General features: G+C 59.0%; 20 protein-coding genes. 7 read left to right on the forward strand and 13 right to left on the reverse strand.

What is annotated here, in order from left to right; genetic code table 11:
• Positions 1-12: 12 nt before the first annotated feature.
• The 12 genes from ACOQOY_RS07495 to ACOQOY_RS07550 form a co-directional block, all read right to left on the reverse strand.
• Positions 13-1311 (reverse strand): hypothetical protein, encoded by a 1299-nt coding sequence (locus ACOQOY_RS07495; protein ID WP_420584837.1) that lies wholly within the window; start codon positions 1309-1311, stop codon positions 13-15.
• Positions 1312-1409: 98 nt separating this feature from the next.
• Entirely contained in the window at positions 1410-2531 is a 1122-nt protein-coding gene (locus tag ACOQOY_RS07500) for an alpha-hydroxy acid oxidase (protein ID WP_420584838.1), read from the reverse strand.
• Positions 2531-3085 (reverse strand): sulfopyruvate decarboxylase subunit beta, encoded by a 555-nt coding sequence (comE, locus tag ACOQOY_RS07505; RefSeq protein ID WP_420584839.1) that lies wholly within the window; start codon positions 3083-3085, stop codon positions 2531-2533. The genes ACOQOY_RS07500 and comE overlap by 1 nt, the downstream gene beginning before the upstream one ends.
• The gene (gene comD / locus ACOQOY_RS07510; RefSeq protein ID WP_420584840.1) at positions 3082-3588 is read right to left on the reverse strand and encodes a sulfopyruvate decarboxylase subunit alpha; all 507 of its coding nucleotides are present in this window, start codon (positions 3586-3588) and stop codon (positions 3082-3084) included. The genes comE and comD overlap by 4 nt, the downstream gene beginning before the upstream one ends.
• Positions 3589-3636: 48 nt before the next feature.
• The gene (locus ACOQOY_RS07515; protein WP_420584841.1) at positions 3637-4047 is read right to left on the reverse strand and encodes a universal stress protein; all 411 of its coding nucleotides are present in this window, start codon (positions 4045-4047) and stop codon (positions 3637-3639) included.
• Positions 4048-4070: 23 nt separating this feature from the next.
• The gene (locus ACOQOY_RS07520; RefSeq protein ID WP_420584842.1) at positions 4071-5051 is read right to left on the reverse strand and encodes an alcohol dehydrogenase catalytic domain-containing protein; all 981 of its coding nucleotides are present in this window, start codon (positions 5049-5051) and stop codon (positions 4071-4073) included.
• Positions 5048-5809: an SDR family NAD(P)-dependent oxidoreductase gene (locus ACOQOY_RS07525; protein ID WP_420584843.1), complete on the reverse strand. Its 762-nt coding sequence runs from the start codon at positions 5807-5809 to the stop codon at positions 5048-5050. Before ACOQOY_RS07525 ends, ACOQOY_RS07520 begins: the two co-directional genes overlap by 4 nt.
• A complete protein-coding gene (hisD, locus tag ACOQOY_RS07530) occupies positions 5802-7109 on the reverse strand; it encodes a histidinol dehydrogenase (protein ID WP_420584844.1) in 1308 nt (435 codons plus the stop codon). The genes ACOQOY_RS07525 and hisD overlap by 8 nt, the downstream gene beginning before the upstream one ends.
• Positions 7110-7121: 12 nt before the next feature.
• The gene (locus tag ACOQOY_RS07535; protein ID WP_420584845.1) at positions 7122-8450 is read right to left on the reverse strand and encodes a TRAP transporter large permease; all 1329 of its coding nucleotides are present in this window, start codon (positions 8448-8450) and stop codon (positions 7122-7124) included.
• An 11-nt stretch (positions 8451-8461) separates the two neighbouring features.
• Positions 8462-8974 (reverse strand): TRAP transporter small permease, encoded by a 513-nt coding sequence (locus ACOQOY_RS07540; RefSeq protein ID WP_420584846.1) that lies wholly within the window; start codon positions 8972-8974, stop codon positions 8462-8464.
• A gap of 112 nt (positions 8975-9086) precedes the next feature.
• Entirely contained in the window at positions 9087-10232 is a 1146-nt protein-coding gene (locus ACOQOY_RS07545) for a TRAP transporter substrate-binding protein (protein WP_420584847.1), read from the reverse strand.
• A gap of 24 nt (positions 10233-10256) precedes the next feature.
• Positions 10257-10442, reverse strand: a complete 186-nt coding sequence (locus tag ACOQOY_RS07550; RefSeq protein WP_420584848.1) for a hypothetical protein — start codon at positions 10440-10442, stop codon at positions 10257-10259.
• A gap of 137 nt (positions 10443-10579) precedes the next feature.
• On the opposite strand from ACOQOY_RS07550, the gene ACOQOY_RS07555 reads away from it, so the two are divergent.
• Complete coding sequence (locus tag ACOQOY_RS07555; protein ID WP_420584849.1) at positions 10580-11605, forward strand: LacI family DNA-binding transcriptional regulator; 1026 nt, start codon at positions 10580-10582, stop codon at positions 11603-11605.
• A 33-nt stretch (positions 11606-11638) separates the two neighbouring features.
• Here ACOQOY_RS07555 and ACOQOY_RS07560 read toward each other — a convergent pair whose 3' ends face one another.
• Positions 11639-12412, reverse strand: coding sequence for a DeoR/GlpR family DNA-binding transcription regulator (locus ACOQOY_RS07560; protein ID WP_420584850.1), 774 nt, complete (start codon positions 12410-12412; stop codon positions 11639-11641).
• 214 nt (positions 12413-12626) lie between these two features.
• Between ACOQOY_RS07560 and ACOQOY_RS07565 the strand changes: the two genes are divergently transcribed.
• From ACOQOY_RS07565 to ACOQOY_RS07590, 6 genes are all read left to right on the forward strand, one after another.
• Positions 12627-13568, forward strand: coding sequence for an ABC transporter substrate-binding protein (locus tag ACOQOY_RS07565; protein WP_420584851.1), 942 nt, complete (start codon positions 12627-12629; stop codon positions 13566-13568).
• 77 nt (positions 13569-13645) lie between these two features.
• Positions 13646-14668 (forward strand): quaternary amine ABC transporter ATP-binding protein, encoded by a 1023-nt coding sequence (locus tag ACOQOY_RS07570; RefSeq protein WP_420584852.1) that lies wholly within the window; start codon positions 13646-13648, stop codon positions 14666-14668.
• The gene (locus ACOQOY_RS07575; protein ID WP_420584853.1) at positions 14665-16656 is read left to right on the forward strand and encodes an ABC transporter permease; all 1992 of its coding nucleotides are present in this window, start codon (positions 14665-14667) and stop codon (positions 16654-16656) included. The genes ACOQOY_RS07570 and ACOQOY_RS07575 overlap by 4 nt, the downstream gene beginning before the upstream one ends.
• A gap of 1 nt (position 16657) precedes the next feature.
• On the forward strand, positions 16658-17539 hold the full coding sequence (locus ACOQOY_RS07580) for a phosphotransferase (RefSeq protein ID WP_420584854.1): 882 nt from the start codon (positions 16658-16660) through the stop codon (positions 17537-17539).
• Positions 17540-17547: 8 nt separating this feature from the next.
• Positions 17548-19992: a GcvT family protein gene (locus tag ACOQOY_RS07585; protein ID WP_420584855.1), complete on the forward strand. Its 2445-nt coding sequence runs from the start codon at positions 17548-17550 to the stop codon at positions 19990-19992.
• 9 nt (positions 19993-20001) lie between these two features.
• The gene (locus tag ACOQOY_RS07590) at positions 20002-20775 is read left to right on the forward strand and encodes an inositol monophosphatase family protein (RefSeq protein WP_420584856.1); all 774 of its coding nucleotides are present in this window, start codon (positions 20002-20004) and stop codon (positions 20773-20775) included.
• Positions 20776-20785 lie beyond the last annotated feature (10 nt).

Consider the following 20785-nt stretch of genomic DNA (forward strand, 5'->3'; position numbering starts at 1 on the left):
GCCCTCGGGCCGTTAGTGGTGGTGGACAAAGCCCGAACCGAACAGGCCTTCGACGTTCTCCACCCCTTTGTTGTACCGCTCTTTGAAGTCGATCGTGGCGAGGCGTTCACCGGTTTTCAGATCATGAACCGTGATCGTGTGGCTTGCCAGATCGGCGATGAAGTCCACATCGGTCGGATCATCCTCAGCCCCATTGCCCAGATTGAGCAGGTTGTTCTGAATGGCGATCAGATCACGCCCCGAGGCGGATGTGTAAAAGATCATATGATGCGCCCCCGGATCAGCAACGATATCGGGGCCGCTGGACACCAGTTCAGGCAAAGCTGCCAGTTCATAGCGTTTCACCACACCCGGCAAGGCGTGTGAGATGAACAGCTCATCCTCGGTGCCGTAGAACTCAAGCGGTACAGCGGTCTCATTGGCGACACCGCTATAGATCACCTCAGCCTCACCAAAGCTTTTGCTGGCAGCGTCATAAGGCACCTTCCATGTCTCGAATCCGAACATGGTATTGGCCAGAATTGCAGGCTCGATCTCGGGGTGCATGGTGGGTCGGGCGAACAGCACCTCGACCGGGGAGGACGGGAAATTCAGCGGTTTTTCATTCTCGATCGTGATGTTCTGGATCGGCTCCAGCGCGTTCAGATCAATGATCGTCAGCACGTTCCCGACGCCAGTGGCCAAATCCGGATGCACGGTCGAGGTCACGACCATGCGGTCCTCAAAGGCGGAAATACCGTGCGGGTACATGATATAAGGCGCGCCATCGCCAACCTGACTTTTGCGGGCTTCGATGACTTTGACGACTTCGTTGGTCTGAGTGTCAAAAACACCAACGGAGCCGCCGTCATCGCCGCCCGTTCCCCCCATGAAGGTGACGAACATATACTCCTGCCCGTTCGAGTTTGCCCACATGATATCTTCGCCCACCATCTGACCTTGCGTGTCCAGACAGGTGAAGCCCGAGATCACCGGCGCACCACTTGAATCGCGGGACAGGCCGATCTCGGCCAGACTGCACGACGGATCCAGCCCGGTGGAATAGAGCCGACCGTTGGGGCTGTAGTACAAGTGGTGCAAAGGATGATCCATGTCCGGCTGTTCAACCTCGCTCAGGATTTCGCCGAAGCGGTCGGATTCCGGGTCCAGTTCAACAATCGCAATGCTGTGGCTTGTGTCCAGAGTAGGAAGCCCGCGCAGCAGAACCATGCCGTGGCTTTCCTCGCGGTCCTGAGACAATGCCGGTGACATGCTGACGGCAATCAGACCGGCCCCCAGCAGAACGTGTTTTGCAAGATAACGGAAACGCATGACATACCCCCCTTTTTGACAGGCGAACGCAAAAATCTTGAATGTGGGATCGTCTTACCCATGTCATACCACATCGTTGGGGATGCACCAAATCGGGGCTATTCGGGGCCGTTTACCGTTGCAGGGCGCAGATTTGTGACAGAAGTCGCTCCGATCTGCGCCATTGTGATGCTGAATTCATCGCTCAGAACGTCCCATAGTTGATGCAAGCCCGCTTCACCGGCTGCGGCGATGGCAAATTGCATCACCCGGCCGAAAAACAGGAAGTCCGCGCCATTCGTCAGAGCTTTGACCGCGTCCTCGCCCGACCGCAGCCCGCTGTCGTAAAACAAGGGATAGTCATCGCCCACAGCGGCGCGAATGTCGCGCAACGCCTCAAACGCCGCCGGAGCACTATCCAACTGTCGCGCCCCGTGGCTGGAGACCTGCACAGCATCCGCCCCCGCCCCCTTCACGGCCAGCGCATCCTCGGGGTCCAGCACACCTTTGACGACCAGATTGCCATCCCACTGGTCGCGCAGGCGGGTCAGCGTTTCCCATGTCGCCTTTGCCCGGCTTTCGGTGCGGTCGAACGCGTAGCCATCCGTCAAAAAGTTCGCCATCTGAGGTTTACCAGCCAATAAGGTCGCAAGCGACCATCTTGGGTGTAACGCGAAATCGACGAACTGGCGCGGGCCGATGCGGAACGGCATTTTGAAACCATGCCGCAGCTCTCGCGGGCGGCGACCAACCTCGGGGACGTCCACGGTCAGGACCAGTGTCTTATAACCCGCAGCCCTGGCACGTTCGACCAGCTTGAACGTGCCAGACCCATCTCCGCTGAAGTAAAGTTGGAACCAGGCGTTGCCCTCTGCAACTTCGATTATCTGCTCCATCGAGGTTGAAGCGACGGTCGACACCCCCAGCGGCACATCATAGCGCGCCGCCAGTCGGGCGAGCATCAGATCGGCGCCGGGGCCGGACAGGTTGCACATGCCCATCGGCGCAATACCAAAGGGGCGCTGCGCCGGTTTGCCAAACAGCGTGGTCGCCAATGACCGCTCGCTAACATCCCGCAGAACACGTGGACGCAGGGTCATCGCGTCAAGTGCGGCGCGGTTTCGGGCAGCTCCAACCTCGGCCCCTGCCGCGCCGTCGATATAGTCGAACACCATCCACGGCAGACGCCGCCGCGCAAGACGGCGGGCGTCCTCGGCGCTGTGGATGGCGCTGGCTGGCATTAGGCCTGAACGGCCTTCATAAAGCGGTCGCGGATCACCACCGGGTCCATCGTGATCGGTGGCATCTTGGCATTGCCGCTTTCGCACTTGCTGACGATGATGGTCATCTGCTTGGCGTCCAGCGCCCCTTGCAGCACCCGACCGGTCTCCTCGGCGGCGCACTCGATGACGCGCTCACAGCCCGCAGCCTCGGCCATTTTCGTCAGCGAAGTTTTCTGCCCCGCATAGGTCGGCTGGTCCCCGGTCGATCCATACGAGCCATTGTCCACGATCAGCAGGATGTAGTTGTCCGCCACATTGTTGGCGATGGTCGGCAGGGTCCCCAGATTGGTCAGGATCGAGCCGTCTCCGTCGATTACAATCACCGGCTTCGGCTGCGACAGCGCCAGACCCAGCCCAATGGACGAGGCCAGACCCATTGTGCCCAGCATGTAAAAGTTGGTGGGCTGATCGTCGATGGCATGCAGTTCCTGACTGGGGATACCGATATTGCAGACAACCAGTTGATCCCGCAGGATCGGGGCGATTTCTTTCAGAATCTCAGAACGGATCATTGGTCGCCATAGCCTCCCCAGAAATTGGCGTCGGTCAGGATGGCGACCGGCTTGTTGCACATGAAGGTGTATTTCAGGATCGCGTCCAGCTCTTCAACGTCCGCTTGATGGTGAAAGTGGTAGGTCGGGATATTCAATTGCGCCAACAGGGCCTTGGTGTGCACCGCCATCTCGACCTGACAGGCGATGGGTTCGCGCAGCTCTCCGCGATATGAGATCAGCATCGGCAGCGGCATCCGGTAGTATTGGATCAGCGTCGCCAGAGTGTTGATCGTGACACCGATGGCCGTGTTCTGCATGATGATGGCTGGGCGTTTGCCACCCATCCATGCACCTGCACACAGACCCATCCCCTCATCTTCTTTGTTTGAGGGGATGTGATAGATACCATCGCGCTGGTCGATTTCATCTATGACCCCGGCCAATTGTTTGCATGGCACGGTGGTAACAAACGAGATGTCGTTTGCGACCAGATCATCAGTGATCTTCTTGTCTATGTTCATATCCGGTCTGTCAGTCCTGTTTGGGGCGCACTGGGCGCGATTGACGGGTTAAAGTCTTCGATGGACGTGCACGGCACATCCGGCATGGCGCACGACCCGAGACGCGGTCGAGCCCAGGAAATAGTCGCTGATGTCAGGCTTGTGCGAGCCGATGACGATGCAATCCACGTCATTGTGATTGGCAAAGTCGATGATTGTCCGGGCAGTATGCCCCTTAACGATTTGAGCCGTAACGCCCTCAATACCTTCAGTCTTTTCGCGCAGCAGACGGGCGGCCGAGCGATAGGCCTCGGCAACCATTTCATCATCCAGATATGCGCTGACCGATCCCTGCGGCATCTCATAGACATGGAGTGCGATGATCTCAGCACCCTCTGCGGAAAGGGCGCGAGCAACCTCCAGCGTGTGCTGGGAAATGCCGTGATCCAGCGCCATTGGAACAAGAATTTTCTTATACATGTTTGTCTCCGTTTCTGACGGGCCTAGCCCCATGGGCCGAGGATGATTTTCGGCGCGGCAACATCCCCGTTGCGCAAGTCCCGGAACGCTTGGGCTCCGTCAGACAGAGCCCGCTCTTCGATCCAGTCCAATGCACCCAGGCGACCGTCAAAAATGGCTTGAGCCGTTTGCCGGAAATCCTCGACTGTATACGTATAGGTGCCGACAAAAGTGATTTCTTGCAAGGTCATGCGGCGGATATCCAGCCCTCCGGCATCCTCGCCCAGCCCCACATGCACGATCACCCCGCCCGGCAAAGCCTGCGCCGAAGCCAAGGCTCGCGTGGCCGCATAGCCAACTGCGTCGATCACCAACGGGAAGGCATCAGCGGTTTCCTTGACCACGTTGAATGCGCCTGTTCCCTTCAAATAAGCGCGTCGTGCCTCACTGGGTTCTACGATCACCACATCCTCGAGCCCCATCGCGGACAGGGCCAGAGCAGCAGCAACACCGATGGCCCCACCACCAATCACCAGGGCTCTGCGTTCCATCGCCGGGTGAAGGGTTTCAAGACCCAGACGGACTGCATGCCAGCTGACCGCCAGCGGTTCGGCCAGCGCGGCTTTGGCGAAACTCACATGCTCGGGCACTTCAACCAGATTAGCGTCGGGCATGGCAACGTATTGTGCGAACGCGCCCTCACGCGGTGGCATTGAGATGATCTGACGATTGCCGCACAGGTTCTCGCGCCCAGATAGGCAGGCCGAACAGGTACCACAGGTTACAAGCGGATTAATCGTCACGCGCGCGCCGTCCCGCGGACCGCCGATGATGGTTCCTGCCGCCTCATGCCCAAGGATCAACGGGGCCGGACGGCGTGCATCATGCCCCAGATAGGCGTGCATGTCCGAACCACAGATGCCCGCGGCCTCGATGCGGATGAGGTGTTCGTCAAGTTGCGGAGTGGCATCGGGAACATCCCGAAACGCCACCCGTTCGACACCCTCGTAGACCAGAGCCTTCATTTCGCCGTGAACCCCCCGTCAACCATCAGCACCTGCCCGGTGACATAGTCCGAAGCTTTTGAGCACAGAAACAGGATCGGCCCGTCGATATCCTCGGCCCGCCCATTGCGCCGGATACAAGTCTGCGCCGCGTTACGCGCCGCCCGCTCGGGGTCGTCGAACACAGCCTGCGTCAGTTCGGTCGGGAAGAAACCTGGCCCGATGGCGTTGGCGGTGATGCCGTGCGGCGACCACGCCTCGGCCATGGCGCGGGTCAATTGTCCGATCCCGGCCTTGGTCGCGCCGTAGGCGATGCCACCCGGGAAAGCCCGTGTAGTTTGCAATGAGGCGAAATTCACGATCCGCCCCCAGCCGCGTTTTTTCATAGCTGGCACCATTGCCTGGCTCAGAAAGAACGGCGCGCTGAGGTTCAGAGCGAGGGTCGTGTCCCAGCCTTCAGGCGAGACGTCGTCCGCTGCTTCGCGTGTGTTCACCCCGGCGGCGTGAATTACGATGTCCGGCGGGCCAAACTTGGACCCGATCTGCTCGACCGTCTCTTCGATTTTCGACCGGTCTGCAACATCAGCCACCACGGCATCGGCAGCTTCGCCGATCTCGTCTTTCATCTCAGTCAGTGCTTCTGCGCGGCGGGCCACGCCGACCACGCGCGCTCCGGCGGCGGCCAAGACAGCAGCAGCCCGCCGACCAAGGCCGGAACTGGCCCCGGTGACGCACGCCACCCGTCCCGTCAGGTCGAAAAGCATTCGGGGGTCATCCATCTGCGGTCAGATCGAACTGTTCATCAGGGAAATACTTGGCCAGACGCACATCCGCCGCGCGAGCATGCCCTTCCATCCCTTCCAGTCGGGAAATACGTGCGGTCGCCACGGCAATCGGTTTGGAGCCTTCCCGCGTTGCACGCTGCCACGTAACGATTTTCATGTATTTATGGACACTTAGCCCGCCGGTATAACTGGCCGCACCCGAGGTTGGCAGAACGTGGTTCGTCCCGGTGGCCTTGTCGCCGTAGGAAACGGTGGTCTCCTCACCTAGGAACAGCGAACCATAGCAGGTCAGCCGGTTGAGCCACCAATCCAGATCCTCGGCTTGAACGGTCAGATGTTCAGGCGCGTAGTCGTCGGAACAGGCAGCCATTTCTTCCCGGTCCGCACAGACGATCACCTCAGCATAGTCACGCCACGCGGCAGCGGCGTTTTCGCGGTTCAGTTCCGGCAGGTCTTCGATGAGGGCCGGAACCAGCTCCATCACTTTCTGCGCCAGTTCGCGGTCATCCGTCACCAGCCAGACGGGCGAGTTATACCCGTGCTCGGCCTGACTGACCAAATCGGTTGCAACCACATGCGCATCCGAAGTCTTGTCTGCAAGGATCAGGCTGTCCGTCGGCCCGGCGATCATGTCAATGCCGACCTTACCGTAGAGAATGCGCTTGGCCTCAGCCACGAATTGGTTGCCCGGCCCCACGAGGATATTGGCGCGCGGCAGCCCGAAAAGGCCATAGGTCATCGCAGCCACGCCCTGCACACCACCCATGGCCAGAATGCTGTCAGCGCCGCAGATATGCGCGGCATAGACAATTGCAGGCGCGACGCCCTCACCCGGACGGGGCGGAGAACACGCGGTGATGTGGCGGCACCCGGCCACCTTGGCCGTGGTCACGGTCATGATCGCGCTGGCGATGTGGCTATAGCGACCACCGGGTACGTAACAGCCGGCCGCGTCGACAGGGATTGCTTTCTGACCAGCGATGAACCCCGGAACGATTTCCATCTGCACATCCGAGACAGTGGCCTTTTGCGTTTCGGCAAAGCGGCGCACATTGTCATGGGCAAATCGGATATCGGCCTTCAGCTTTTCAGGAACCAGGGCGATGGCCGCGTCGATATCGGCCTGCGTCATCAGCACATTCCCTTCGAACTTGTCGAACTTGGCCGCATATTCCAACGCTTTGGCATCGCCGCCCGCCTCAATATCGGCAAGGATGGATTTGACCGTGTCATGCACTTCTGTGGCATGAGATTGCGCCGTCAAAGTCGCCTTTTTGAGATAGTCACGAGGCATGGTCAGCAGGTCCTATTGGTAGATTTCAGGAAGCAAGGTGGTCGACACCGCCGGAACATAGGCGATCAGGATCACCACGATCAGCATAGTCAGTACGAAAGGCACGGCCCGGGCGGCAATCTTCAGAATGGACTCACCGGTAATGCCAGATACAACGAACAGGTTCAGACCCAGCGGCGGAGTGATAAAGCCCACGCCCAGCGCGGTGATCATCATGATGCAGAACTGAATCTCGTTCATGCCGATATTGTCGGCCAGAGGTTTCAGGATCGGCGCGAGGATTACGATGTTCGGCGTCGTCTCCATCACACAGCCCGCAGCGATCAGGATGCCGATCATCAGCAGGATCAGCAGGTATGGGTCATCGGTCAGGTTGGTAACGGATGTCACAAAGCCCTGCGGTACGCCCATGATCGCCAACGCTTCGGCCAAGGGAGCGGAGAAGGCAATAATGGGAAGGATAACTCCGTTCACCTTGGCCGAGCTGACCAGCATCGACGGAAAGTCGGCCAGTGTCAGCGTGCGCAGGATGAAGCCCATGATGATAGTGACAACCACGGCGGTCGCGCCAGCCTCAGTCGGCGTCAAGCGGCCCGAAAAAATGCCATAGAAGATGATGCCGGGCACGATGAACGCATACCAACCGGATTTCAGGGCTTTGCCCAGATTGGCCAGCCACTCGCCCATCGTCATCATGCCGCCGCCCTCATAGGCGTAGATGCGGTTCATGATGATGTTGGTGATCAGGATCGAGATCAGAATGGCCAGACCGGGGATCAGCGCCGCCAGGAACAGTGTCGAGGCAGAGATACCCAGCACCAGACCAATGATGATATAGGCGATGGAGGGCGGGATCAGGATGCCGGTACAAGCCCCTGCGGCCACTAGCGCACAGGCGTATGGGCGCGGATAGCCGCTTTCGACCAGACGGTTGATGGTCATGCGACCCACGGCGGCAGCGCCCGCCGCGTCTGAACCCGAGATCGCCGCGAACATACCGCAGACCAGCACCGTGGCCGATCCAAAACCACCCTTGGCGAAGCACGTCAGCGCCTCGGCCACATCGAGGAATTTGCGCGATAGCCCGGTGCGGACCAGCACGTCTCCGGTCAGGATGAACAGCGGCACGGCGGTCAGGGCAAAGGCGTCAATGCCTGTAAACAGGCTTTCGCCCACAAGGCTCAGCGGCAGGTCGCCCGACATGACCAGCATGACGATCGCAGCAGTACCAATCGCTGCCCAGACGGGCACGGCCAGGGCGATCAGACCGACGAACAGGATCACAGGCAGGTAAAAATCCCAGCCCAGTTCAACGGTTTGATTGAGGGTATTCCAGAGCATTTGGGTTCTCCTCAGTCAAACAGCTTGTCGCCTTCGAAGACGGGCGTGCCGTCACGAAGGGATTTCACATCACGCAGGAAGGATTGGATCAGGCGCCAGATCATCAACGCGAACCCCGTGGGTACGGCCATCAGGAACCAGACCTTGGACACCCGCAGCCCGTCCGTCACCGATCCGAACTTGGCAGAGACGTGGACAGCTTCAAACGACCAGTACAAAGCAATGATCGCCACAACGAACATCACCAGATCGCCAAAGATATACAGCAATGCCTTGGGTCGCTGCGGCAGGTAGTGCATGATCACGTCAATGCGGATGTGGGCGCGTTCTTTGACCGCAGCCGCAGCCCCGATCCACGCGAGATAAATGAAGGAATAGCGGACGATCTCTTCGCCCCAGATCGAGGAGAACGCGAAAATCTCACGCCGCAGCACCTCGATGGCCATGGTAATGACCAGCATCACATAAAACACCAGCAGCAACCAGCGCTCAGCGTTTCGGTCTATGTTTTGAAGAACGGTCATCCGTATCCCTCGGCGATAGAACAGCCAGGCCGCAGCCTTCTGTTTCGGGCCCTCTCAGACCTGACTGTCAGTGGTAAAAATGGGGCGCCCGATGCAGGCGCCCAAGACGGCGTTACGCGTCGTGGACGTAGTATTTGCCTTGCGTACCGGCCGCCTCGACCAGCTTTTCAAAGTTGTCCATGGACCCGGCCAGTTCAGTCTTGAACGGGTCCCATTCCGAGCGCTGGTATCCGCCAGCATCCTGCCATTCGGCCAGTTGATCAGGGGTCAGCGACTGGAACTGAACACCGGCCTTGTTCAGCTCGGCCATGGCATACGCGCGGGCCGAGGGCACTTTGGACAGGTTCTGGTGGCTGGTCATTTCCGCCCCCCACATGATGCCTTCCTGCACATCGGCAGGCATCGAGTTGAACCATTCGAGGTTACAGGAATAGACCTGACTGTCTGGCACCGCCTGCGTGAAGGTCACATGGCTGAGGATGTCCTTAAAGCCAAACACGAACAGCGCACCGACGGACGGATCAAGCGCATCGGCAACGCCCTGTTTGATGGCCGAGGGTGTCTCACCCCAGGCAACAGGCGTCGGGTTCGCACCCACCATACGGTAGTATTGTTGCAGCATTTTCGATCCGGGAACGCGGAACTTGATACCGCTCATGTCGCCCGGCGTGACAACCGGGTTGCCACCCTGACGCACGGCAACGACGCGTGGGTCGATCACCACGTAGAACAATGCCTTAAAGCCCGCAGCTTCGACTTTGGGATGCACTTCGTTCTTCCACGCGTCCGAATGCACGAGATTGGTGAACCTCTGGTTCGAGCCGCAGAGATAAGGCATGTTGATCAGGTCAACGGTGGACGCAAACGGCGCGAAATTCGACAGCGAATGCTGCGCCGCCTGAATGGTGCCGCCCTGCACTTTCTGGACCAGCGATCCACCTGCGCCCAGCTGTCCACCCGGAGCCAGTTTGACGTAGACCTTGCCGTTGGTGGCGTTCTGGATGTTTTCCTTCAGGTCCAACTGCATGATCGGATAGCTGCGAGATGCGCCCAGCACGTAGGCCGTGGCGACGGTCATCACATGGTCAGCGGCTTTCTCACGCTCGCTTTCTTCTTTGGCGGTCTGCGCCGCGGCCTCGGATGACCACAGCACCCCTGCCGCCCCGGCCACCATCGCAGCCGTAAACGCGCCACCCGCGCTGAGTTTCAGAAAGTTGCGGCGCTCTGCCGAGGCCAGTTCGGTTTTGTCGTCGTTCATCAATTGCCCTCCCAAGCAAAAAAGTCAGCTGTCGCTTTCTGCGTCGCGGTCAGCTTCCCTTTTCAGAATTGCGACAACGAACAGGATCGACGCCGCGAACAGGACCAACATCTCACCTACGTCCCCAAGAAATGCGCTGCCCGCAAAGGCACCCATGGCGACATTCGCAAAGTAGATAACGAACACGATGATGGATGCAGTCAGATACATTTCCCGGACTCCCTGTAGATTCGGCCCAAATCCATTTGTAAGCGCTTACATGAAAAATGCAAGCGCTTACATAATTGCTTCCCTAAACCTGTTCTTGCGTTTAAACTTATTGGGAAAACTGAATTGCGGGTTTTAAAATGTCGAAACTGGGATCGGCGCCAACATTGGATGATGTGGCCAAGCTGGCGGGGGTTTCGACAGCGACCGTATCGCGTTGCCTGAACAACCCCGACCGGGTGGTCGAAGCAACACGCTCGCGTGTTCTGTCGGCTGTGGATGCGCTGGGGTACACGCCGAATTTCGCCGCGCGGGTTATGGCGGCCAAGCGGACCTCGACCATTGGTGCGATTATTCCCACGATGGAGAACGCAATCTTTGCGCGCGGGTTGCAAGCTTTTCAGGAAGAGCTTCACCAACACGGTTATACGCTGCTGGTCTCAAGTTCGGCCTACAAACCTGACATCGAGGAAGAACAGATCAGAACTCTGGTCGCGCGCGGGGCGGATGGGCTACTGCTGATCGGACATGACCGTGACCCAAAGATCTATGACTATCTTGAGCAGCGCAAAATTCCGGTTCTGGTCGCGTGGTCCTTTGTGGAAAGCGCAAAACTGCCGTCCATCGGCTTTGACAACCGCGCCGCAATGGCGGAACTGGCGAACCATGTGGTCGGGCTGGGTCACACGCGGATTGGGGTAATTTCAGGCATCAGCACAGGCAACGACCGAGCCCGCCTGAGGATCGAAGGCGTCCGGGACGCTCTGCGTTGCAACGATTTGCCCCCATCGAACCTAACCATCATCGAAACATCGTATGAGATCGAAAACGGGGCCGAAGCGTTTTCCCGGCTTATGTCGCAGGACGTGCCGCCCACTGCGGTATTGTGCGGCAACGACGTCTTGGCTGTAGGGGCGCTGCATCGGGCGCGTGAGACGGGGTTACAAGTGCCTGGCGATGTCTCAATCACCGGGTTTGACGATATCGAGCTGGCCCGGATCGCCTCACCGGCCCTGACGACGGTACATGTTCCGCACCGAGAGATGGGGCGCCGGGCCGCGCTGGAATTGGTCGGGATGCTGGAGAACAAAGCAGAAGGCTCGGGTCTGCGCCTCGATACGCGTATTGTTGAGCGCCAATCCCTCGCGCCACCCGCGACCGGTTAAGCGAAACTTCGAATCTACTTTCTTTTCGCAATGTCACTCCACCACGACCACGTCGACATCATTTGCGGACAACATGTCCCGGATGTCTTTCGCCGGTTGCGTGTCGGTGAATAGAAGGTTGATCCGGTCCGCCTCTTCCAAAGTCACCGGAGCGCGTTTTCCCAACTTCTCACTGTCGGCCACGACAATACGAACCTGCGCCCGATCCATGGCGATATGGGCCAGATTGGCCTCTTGCAAATCATGCAACATGAACCCCTGCTCTGCATTGACCGCCCCAACAGACAGGATCGCAAAACGCACGTTCAGCCGACGGATCAAGTTTTGCGCCTCAACGCCAAAAGCGCCGCCATCATGAGGGCGCAGCTCGCCCCCTGCCATGAACAACTTATTGTTGTTCCGCGTAGCCAGGGTGTGGGCCACAAAGATCGAGTTGGTCACAACAAATAGATCACTGTGATCGCGCAAGGCTTGCGCGACATAGGCTGTTGTCGAGCCGATATCCAAAAACACTGAATCGCCATTGCTGATAGTCTCTGCCACCGCCTTCGCCAGCTTTTCTTTGGCGTCTACCTTCTTGTCCAGACGGCTTTCCAGCGGCGGCTCAAGGATGTCTTCCAGCAGGTGAACACCCCCATGCACCTTGCGCACGATACCGCGCTTTTCAAGCGTGCGCACGTTGCGACGGATGGTTTCCAGCGTGACGCCTAACTCATTGGCAAGAAAGCTGACCCGACAGGACCCTCCGGTTTTGAACAGCGTGCGTACAATCTCTTCTTCGCGCTGGTTGGTTGTCCTTAGGTTCATTTCTTCACTTTACTTTCAGACCCGACAAACTGCCAATAACGGATACCACAATACCCACAAAAAGCAACGCGGCGCAAAACTTAAGCGCCTTCCTGGCTCGCCACATAAGGTATATGTGGTCAAACGTGGTTTTTATTGACACAAAACCCCACAATGTGCTGCACTTTCCGCAATACCACCGATTCACCAAGAAAAACCACGACAGGGAGATGGTATGATGAACCTCAAATTGGGACTCAGTGCGTTAGCTTTAACAGTCGCAACCACGTCGGCCTGGGCCGTTGAATCCACGGACCCGATCAAGCTGACACTGCATGACTGGTCCGGGCAGCTGATCAACACAAAGATCATGGGCTCGATCCTGCAAGAGGCGGGATATAACGTTGAATACCTTCAAGCAGATTACATTGCGCAATTCGCGGGCCTGAAAACCGGCGATCTGCATCTGGCGATGGAAATCTGGGAAACCACCGGGCGCGAAGCGCTGGATGAGGCAACCGCCACCGGCAATGTCGTCAATGTCGGCGAAACCGGCCTGATGGCGATCGAGGAATGGTGGTATCCGTCCTATATGAAGGACCGCTGCCCCGGCCTGCCCAACTGGGAAGCGCTGAAAGACTGCGCCGAGGAATTCGCCACCGCCGAAACCTCTCCGAACGGGCGCTATGTGGGTGGACCGGTAACGTGGGGCGGCTTTGACGAAGAAAGAGTCGAAGCGCTGGAGCTGGAGTTCGAGGTCGTCCACGCGGGTACCGACGCGGCCCTGTTTGCGGAACTGGAGTCCGCCTATCAGCGCGAAGACCCGATCATGCTTTGGGTTTATGTCCCTCACTGGGCGCCTGCGAAATATGACGGCGAGTTTGTGGAGTTCCCCGCATACACGCCCGAATGCTATGCCGACCCATCCGTAGGCGTAAACCCAAGCCTTGCTTATGACTGTGGTAAGCCGCGTGGCCCGATCTGGAAAGCTGCATGGTCCGGCTTGCAGGAAAAGTGGCCCGGCGCTTACGACATCATCGAAGCCTACAACATCAACAATGATGAGATGAGCGCGATGGTCGGCAAAGCTGATCTTGAGGGCGTCGAAATCGACACCGTTGTTGCGGATTGGATGGATGCCAACAAAGACCGCTGGTCGGCCTGGATATCCAAATAATCTGCCCAGCCGGAGCGAGCCCCCCCCTCCTCTCCCGCTCGCTCCGGCATTTTCGATTGCAACACCGGACCCGCCTGATGTCTCCAAAGATCAAACTATCCTGCCGCAATGTGTGGAAACTATATGGGCCCGGCGCCGAAGCTCTGCTGAGTCACAACCCGACCCCATCCGCAGATACCATCCGCAATGCAGGTATCATCGGCGCGGTTCGCAATGCCAATATCGACATCGCAGAGGGTGAGATTTTCATCATCATGGGCCTGTCCGGCTCAGGCAAGTCGACGTTGGTCCGGTGTCTGTCGCGTTTGATTGAACCCACGGGTGGAGAGGTTCTGTTCGACGGCAGTGACCTGCTGCGCGCGAATGACAAGGAACTGATCGAAATTCGCCGCCACAAGATGGGCATGGTGTTCCAACATTTTGCCTTGTTGCCGCACCTGACCGTTTTGCAGAACGTAATGTTCCCGCTGACCATTCAGGCCACGCCAAAGGCGGAAGCCGAAGCCAAGGCCCGCGAAGTGGTGGAACTGGTCGGGCTGAAAGGGCGCGAAGACTACTATCCGCGTGAGCTGTCCGGCGGTCAGCAGCAGCGTGTTGGCATCGCCCGCTCGCTGGTAACAGAGCCTGACCTTTGGTTTCTGGATGAACCGTTCTCGGCCCTCGACCCGCTGATCCGGCGCGAAATGCAGGATGAGTTCCTGCGTCTTCAGGAACGGCTGCACAAAACCATCGTCTTCATCACCCACGACTTTGAAGAAGCCGTGCGTCTGGCCGACCGCATAGCCATCATGAAAGATGGCGAGGTGATCCAGGTCGCCACCCCGGAAGAGCTGGTGATGAACCCGGCCACCGACTATGTCTCTGAATTCACAAAACATATCCCCCGCTCGAAGGTTCTGACCGTCGGCGGTGTCATGACCCCCGGCGCCGCAGGTGAAGGTGAGCCAATTACCCAATCCGCCCGCGTGTCGGACGTGGCTGAACGCATCATTGCCGCTGATGAACCGATCCCTGTTGTGGATGCAGAGGGGCAGATTATCGGCGCAGTTGACCGTAAGGCCATCGCGCATGTGCTGTTCGGAGAAGGGGACGCAGCATGATCCGGCCGAACCGGACTCAGGCCATTGGGCTGACGCTGGTTCTGATCACCATCGTGCTGGGTTACTATGGCCGTGATCTGGGCAAGGCTCTGGATGCGCGCTGGCTGACCAAGTTCCCCTCGGCCTGGGTGATCCCGTTCAAGACCTATATCTCCTCGGCGATGACATGGCTGATCGAGGATGCCGCTATCGGTCCGGTCTCGTTCACTGATGTGACCCGCGCCATCGCGTGGCTGATCGAGCAGCCGTATAATCTGGTTCTGGCCCTGCTGGCCGACGGGTTTGTCAGCGGTCAGGGCAATGACGCGCAGGTCATTCTACCCCCGATTAGCTGGATCGTTGTGATTACCGCCGTGATCGCCTTGGGGCAGTATTGCCGCGATTGGGGTCTGGCCGCGCTGGTCGGGGCCTGTTTCATCTATCTGGCCGTCTTCGGGCAATGGGACAGCGCGATGGTCACGCTCGCCTCGGTCTTGATCGCGGTGCCGATTGGCGCGGGTGGAGGGTTGTTGCTGGGTATTCTCGCCTATCGCCATCCGCTGTTCGAAAAGATCATCTCGCCCATTCTGGACCTGATGCAGACGATCCCGATCTTTGCCTATCTGGTGCCGATCTTGTTCATGTTTGGCTTTGGGCCGATCTCGGCCTTGGTCGCCACGATCATCTACGCCACCCCGCCGATGGTGCGGATCACGACGCTGGCGTTGAAAGGCGTGGACCCCGAGATTCTGGATTTCGGCCGCATGGCGGGCACGACCCAGCGACAGTTGATGTGGCGCGTGCTGGTGCCGTCGGCCAGCCACAGCCTGATGGTCGGGGTCAATCAGGTGATCATGCTGACGCTGAACATGGTCATCATCGCCTCAATGATCGGGGCTGGGGGGCTGGGCTTTGACGTCCTCGCCGCGCTGCGCCGCCTGGACATTGGTGCGGGGTTCGAGGCCGGGATTGCCATCGTGGTTCTTGCCATCGCCGTCGACCGGCTGAGTCAGGCTTTCGCCGAACGCATGGGGCAGGTGCATCACGAACAGCCGGGCTCGTGGATCGCGCGTCATCGCCGCACGATTTTGGTTCTGATCCTGCTGGTCCTGACATGGGTGCTGGGGCAGTTCTCACCGCTGCTGCTGGAGTATCCCGAAGGTCAAACCATCACCACCGGCGCGTTCTGGGACAACACGGTCGAATATCTGAACGTCAATTATTTCGACACGTTCGAGGCGATCAAGGTCTTCTTCCTGACCTGGTTCATGATCCCGATCAAGACGGTCCTGCTGGGCATCCCATGGCCCTGGGCGATTGCGATGCTGACCCTGCTTGGCTGGCACGCAGGCGGCTGGCGGCTGGCGCTGCTGTGCGGCGGCATGGCTTCGCTGATCCTTGTGTCGGGCCTGTGGTCCAAGGCGATGGTGACGGTCTATCTGTGTGGTGCATCGGTGATTTTGGCGACGCTGATCGGGGTGCCTCTGGGCGTGTTTGCTGCGCTGAACAAGCGCGCCGGAACAGTCATCAACCTGCTGATCGACACGCTGCAAACTCTGCCCAGCTTTGTTTATCTGATCCCCGTTGTGATGCTGTTCCGGGTCGGCGATTTCACCGCCCTGATCGCCATCGTCCTGTATGCGCTGGCCCCGGCGGTGCGCTATGCGGCCCACGGCGTGCGGTCCGTCAGTGAGGAATTGATCGAGGCCGGGCTGGTCTCGGGCTGCACCCGCACACAACTGCTGCGCCATATCCGCCTGCCGATGGCGCTCCCCGAGATTCTGTTGGGCATCAACCAGACCATCATGCTGGCCCTGTCGATGCTGGTGATCACGGCCCTCGTCGGCACCCGCGATCTGGGGCAGGAGGTCTATATCGCGCTGACCAAGGCCGACACGGGCCGGGGTTTGGTGGCCGGTCTGTCCATCGCCTTCATTGCCATCATCGCCGACCGACTGATCAACGCCAGCGCCCGTCAGGCCCGCATCCGCTTTGGACTGGAGAATTAACATGAGCCAATCCGATCTGATGACCCGCATCCGCGCTCTGCCGCTCTGGCAGGGAGAAATCGAGGCCACGCCACTGACTGGCGGCATCACCAATGTGAATTACAAAGTCACGGATGGCACCGGGTCATACGTGGTACGAGTAGGCGACGACATCCCATTGCACCAAGTGATGCGGTTCAACGAGCTGGCCGCCAGCAAGGCGGCTCACGCGGCGGGCTTATCGCCTGCGGTGGTGCATTCTTCGGGCGACCTGACAGTGTTGGAGTTCATCGAAAGCCGCACGCTCACCGAAGGAGATATCCGCCACCCCGACATGCTGCCCCGCGTGCTGGATCTAATAAAGCGATGCCATATCGAGGTGCCAAAGCACCTGCGTGGCCCGTCGCTGGTGTTCTGGGTGTTCCACGTCATCCGCGACTATGCCGCCACGCTTGCGGAACGCGGCAGCGCCCACGCGGCCCTGATCCCGGAATTGGTGCAAACAGGAAGCGGTCTGGAAACCGAGGCCGGACCCTATGACATGGTGTTTGGCCACAACGACCTGCTCTGCGGCAACTTTCTGGACGATGGCAACCGCCTCTGGCTGATCGACTTCGACTATGCCGGGTTCAATTCGCCGCTGTTTGATTTGGGGGGGTTGGCCTCGAACAACGGCCTGTCACCCGAACAGGAAGACTGGGTGCTTGAGACCTATTTCGAAACCCCCGTCACCGACGGCCTGCGCCATCGCTATACGGCAATGAAATGCGCCTCGCTGCTGCGCGAAACGATGTGGAGCATGGTGTCCGAGATTACCTCGGATATCGACTTTGATTATGCGGCCTACACGGCTGAAAACCTCGCGCGGTTCCGCGCGGCCCTGACCGATTTCAAAAATACCTGAGGACAGACATGACCGACCTTCCGAAAACAGCCAAAGCCGTCATTATCGGCGGCGGGATCATCGGCTGCTCGACCGCCTATCACCTGGCCAAGCTGGGCTGGACCGACACGGTGCTGCTGGAACGTAAAAAGCTGACCTCGGGCACCACCTTTCACGCCGCGGGTCTGGTGGGGCAGTTGCGCTCGAACGCGAATATCACCCAATTGCTGGGATATTCGGTCGATCTGTATAACAAAATTGAAGAGGAAACCGGCCTCGGTACCGGCTGGAAGATGAATGGCGGTCTGCGTCTGGCCTGCAACGAGGAACGCTGGACCGAGGTCAAACGACAGGCCACCACAGCGCATTCCTTTGGTCTGGACATGCAGCTGCTGACACCGTCCGAGGCGCAGGAGTTGTGGCCGTTGATGGATGTCTCGGACGTGATCGGCGCCGCTTATCTGCCGACCGATGGTCAGGCCAACCCCTCGGACATCACGCAGGCGCTGGCCAAGGGCGCGCGCATGGCTGGGGCAAAGATATTCGAGGACACCAAGGTCACCGATATCGAGATCGAAGATGGCAAGATCCGCGCGGTGATCACCGAACATGGCCGGATCGAGTGCGAAAAGGTGATCTGCTGTGCCGGTCAGTGGACACGCAGCTTTGCCGGGCGCTTTGGCGTGAACGTGCCGCTGGTGCCGATGGAGCATCAGTATATGGTCACCGAACCCTTCGATGTGCCCTCGAACTTGCCCACATTACGCGACCCCGATCGCCTGACCTATTACAAGGAAGAGGTCGGCGGGCTGGTGATGGGCGGGTATGAACCGAACCCGATCCCATGGGCAACGAAGGGCATCCCGCAGGGTTTCCACTACACGCTGCTCGACAGCAATTTCGACCATTTCGAACAGTTGATGGAACTAGCTCTGGGTCGTGTGCCTGCTTTGGAAAACGCAGGCGTCAAAACGCTGACCAACGGGCCCGAGAGTTTTACACCGGATGGCAACTTCATCATCGGTGAAGCGCCCGAACTGAACAACTTCTTCGTCGGCGCTGGCTTCAACGCCTTCGGCATCGCCGCAGGCGGCGGCGCGGGCATGGCGCTGGCGGAATGGGTGCATAAGGGAGAACCGCCGTTCGATCTGTGGTCCGCCGATATCCGCCGCTTTGGCCGACCGCATTTCGACACCGATTGGGTCCGTACCCGTACGGTCGAGGCCTATGGCAAGCACTACACAATGGGCTGGCCGCATGAGGAGCATGACTCGGGGCGTCCTTGCCGCAAGTCGCCGCTCTATGACACCCTGAAATCGCAAGGCGCATGTTTTGGCGAAAAACTGGGCTGGGAGCGTCCGAACTGGTACGCGGATGCCTCGCTGGGTGAGACCGCCAAAGACGAATACAGCTTTGGCCGTCAAAACTGGTTCGATGCGGTGGGTCGCGAACATAAGGCCGCGCGTGAGGCGGCGGTGCTGTTCGATCAGACTTCGTTTGCCAAATTCGCCCTGAAAGGTCCCGATGCCTTGGCAGCGATGAATTGGATTTGCGCCAATGACGTGGAAAAACCCGTGGGTGCGCTGACTTACACTCAGATGCTGAACGATAAGGGCGGGATCGAGTGTGACCTGACCATAGGCCGCGTCGCGCACGATGAGTTCTACATCGTCACTGGCACCGGTTTTGCCACCCATGATTTCGACTGGATCAGCCGTAACATCCCCGAAGGGATGAATTGCCAGCTGTTCGACATCACCTCGTCCAACGCCGTGCTGTCGCTGATGGGTCCAAAAGCGCGGGATATACTGGCGGAAGTCACCCGCGACGATGTCTCGAACGACGGGTTCAAATTCGGCACGATCCGAACCATTGGCATCGCCGGTTGCCCAGTCAAAGCGCTGCGCGTGACCTATGTGGGAGAGCTGGGATGGGAACTGCACCTGCCAGTCGAATATGCCCAAACCGTATATGCCGCGCTGATGGAGGCTGGCCAGCCGCATGGTCTGGTCAACGCAGGCTACCGCGCCATTGAATCATTGCGTCTGGAAAAGGGTTATCGCGCCTGGGGGGCGGATATCGGGCCGGATCACACGCCATATGAAAGCGGGTTGGGCTGGGCCGTGAAGCTGCGCAAGGACGTGGACTTCAAAGGCCGTGCCGCGTCGGAAAAGCAAAAAACCGAAGGCGTAACAAAAATGCTGGCCTGTTTCACCGTCGCCCCGGATGTCGTGCTGCTAGGGCGCGAAACGATTTATCGCGACGGCAAGCGCGTCGGCTGGCTCAGTTCGGGCGGGTATGGCTATACCGTTGGCAAATCCATCGGCTTGGGTTTCGTGCGCAATTCCGACGGGGTCGATGCGGAGTATGTTACCTCGGGCGAGTATGAGCTTGAGGTGGCGACACAGCGCGTTCCTTGCAAGGTGACTCTGAAACCGCTCTACGACCCGCAAATGGAACGGATCAAGGCATAAGGTCACACCATGCTGGACGCGACAACACTTGAGGTGCACGCAAAGGCAATCGCAGACATCGCATCGCAGGTCGCGATGCGGTATTTCCGGGGCAGTCTGGGCATCGAGTTCAAACAGGATGAAAGCCCGGTCACACAGGCCGACAAAGCGGTTGAATCCGAGGTGCGCAGATATCTGCGCCAACACTTCCCCGACCATGGTGTGTTTGGAGAAGAAGAAGGTCAGGATACCGGCGACGGTCGCCACATGTGGGTGATCGACCCGATCGACGGGACGCGGTCATTCCTGTCCGGGCATCCGCTGTTCGGCTTTTTGCTGGCGCATCTTTGCGATGGCCAGACGCAACTGGGTGTTGTCACCATGCCTGCCCTGCAAGAAACCTTTGTCGGGGTGCGTGGAAAAGGGGCGAGCCTGAACGGCAAACCAATTCAGGTTTCAGACGTGTCGCGTCTGGATGAGGCCATCCTCTATGTAAACGAAGGCGACAAAATCCATCGCGACCACGCGCAGGTTTTTAATCGCCTGATGCAGGCAGGGCAAACCCGCCGGTTCGCCTATGACTGCTATCCCCATGCGTTGCTGGCTGCGGGCTATGTGGACGCGGTCGTGGACTATGATTTGCAGCCATATGACTACCTTGCCCTGCACCCCCTGATCGAAGCGGCAGGAGGGGTGATAACAGACTGGAAAGGCCACCCGCTGACCTTACAGTCCGACGGAGCCGTCGTATCAGCCGCAACCCCCGAGCTACACGCCCAAGTATTGGAACTGCTGGCCATCTGAACCACCAAAG

This window comes from Ruegeria sp. (assembly GCF_965221235.1).
In the GTDB taxonomy this organism is placed as follows: domain Bacteria; phylum Pseudomonadota; class Alphaproteobacteria; order Rhodobacterales; family Rhodobacteraceae; genus Ruegeria.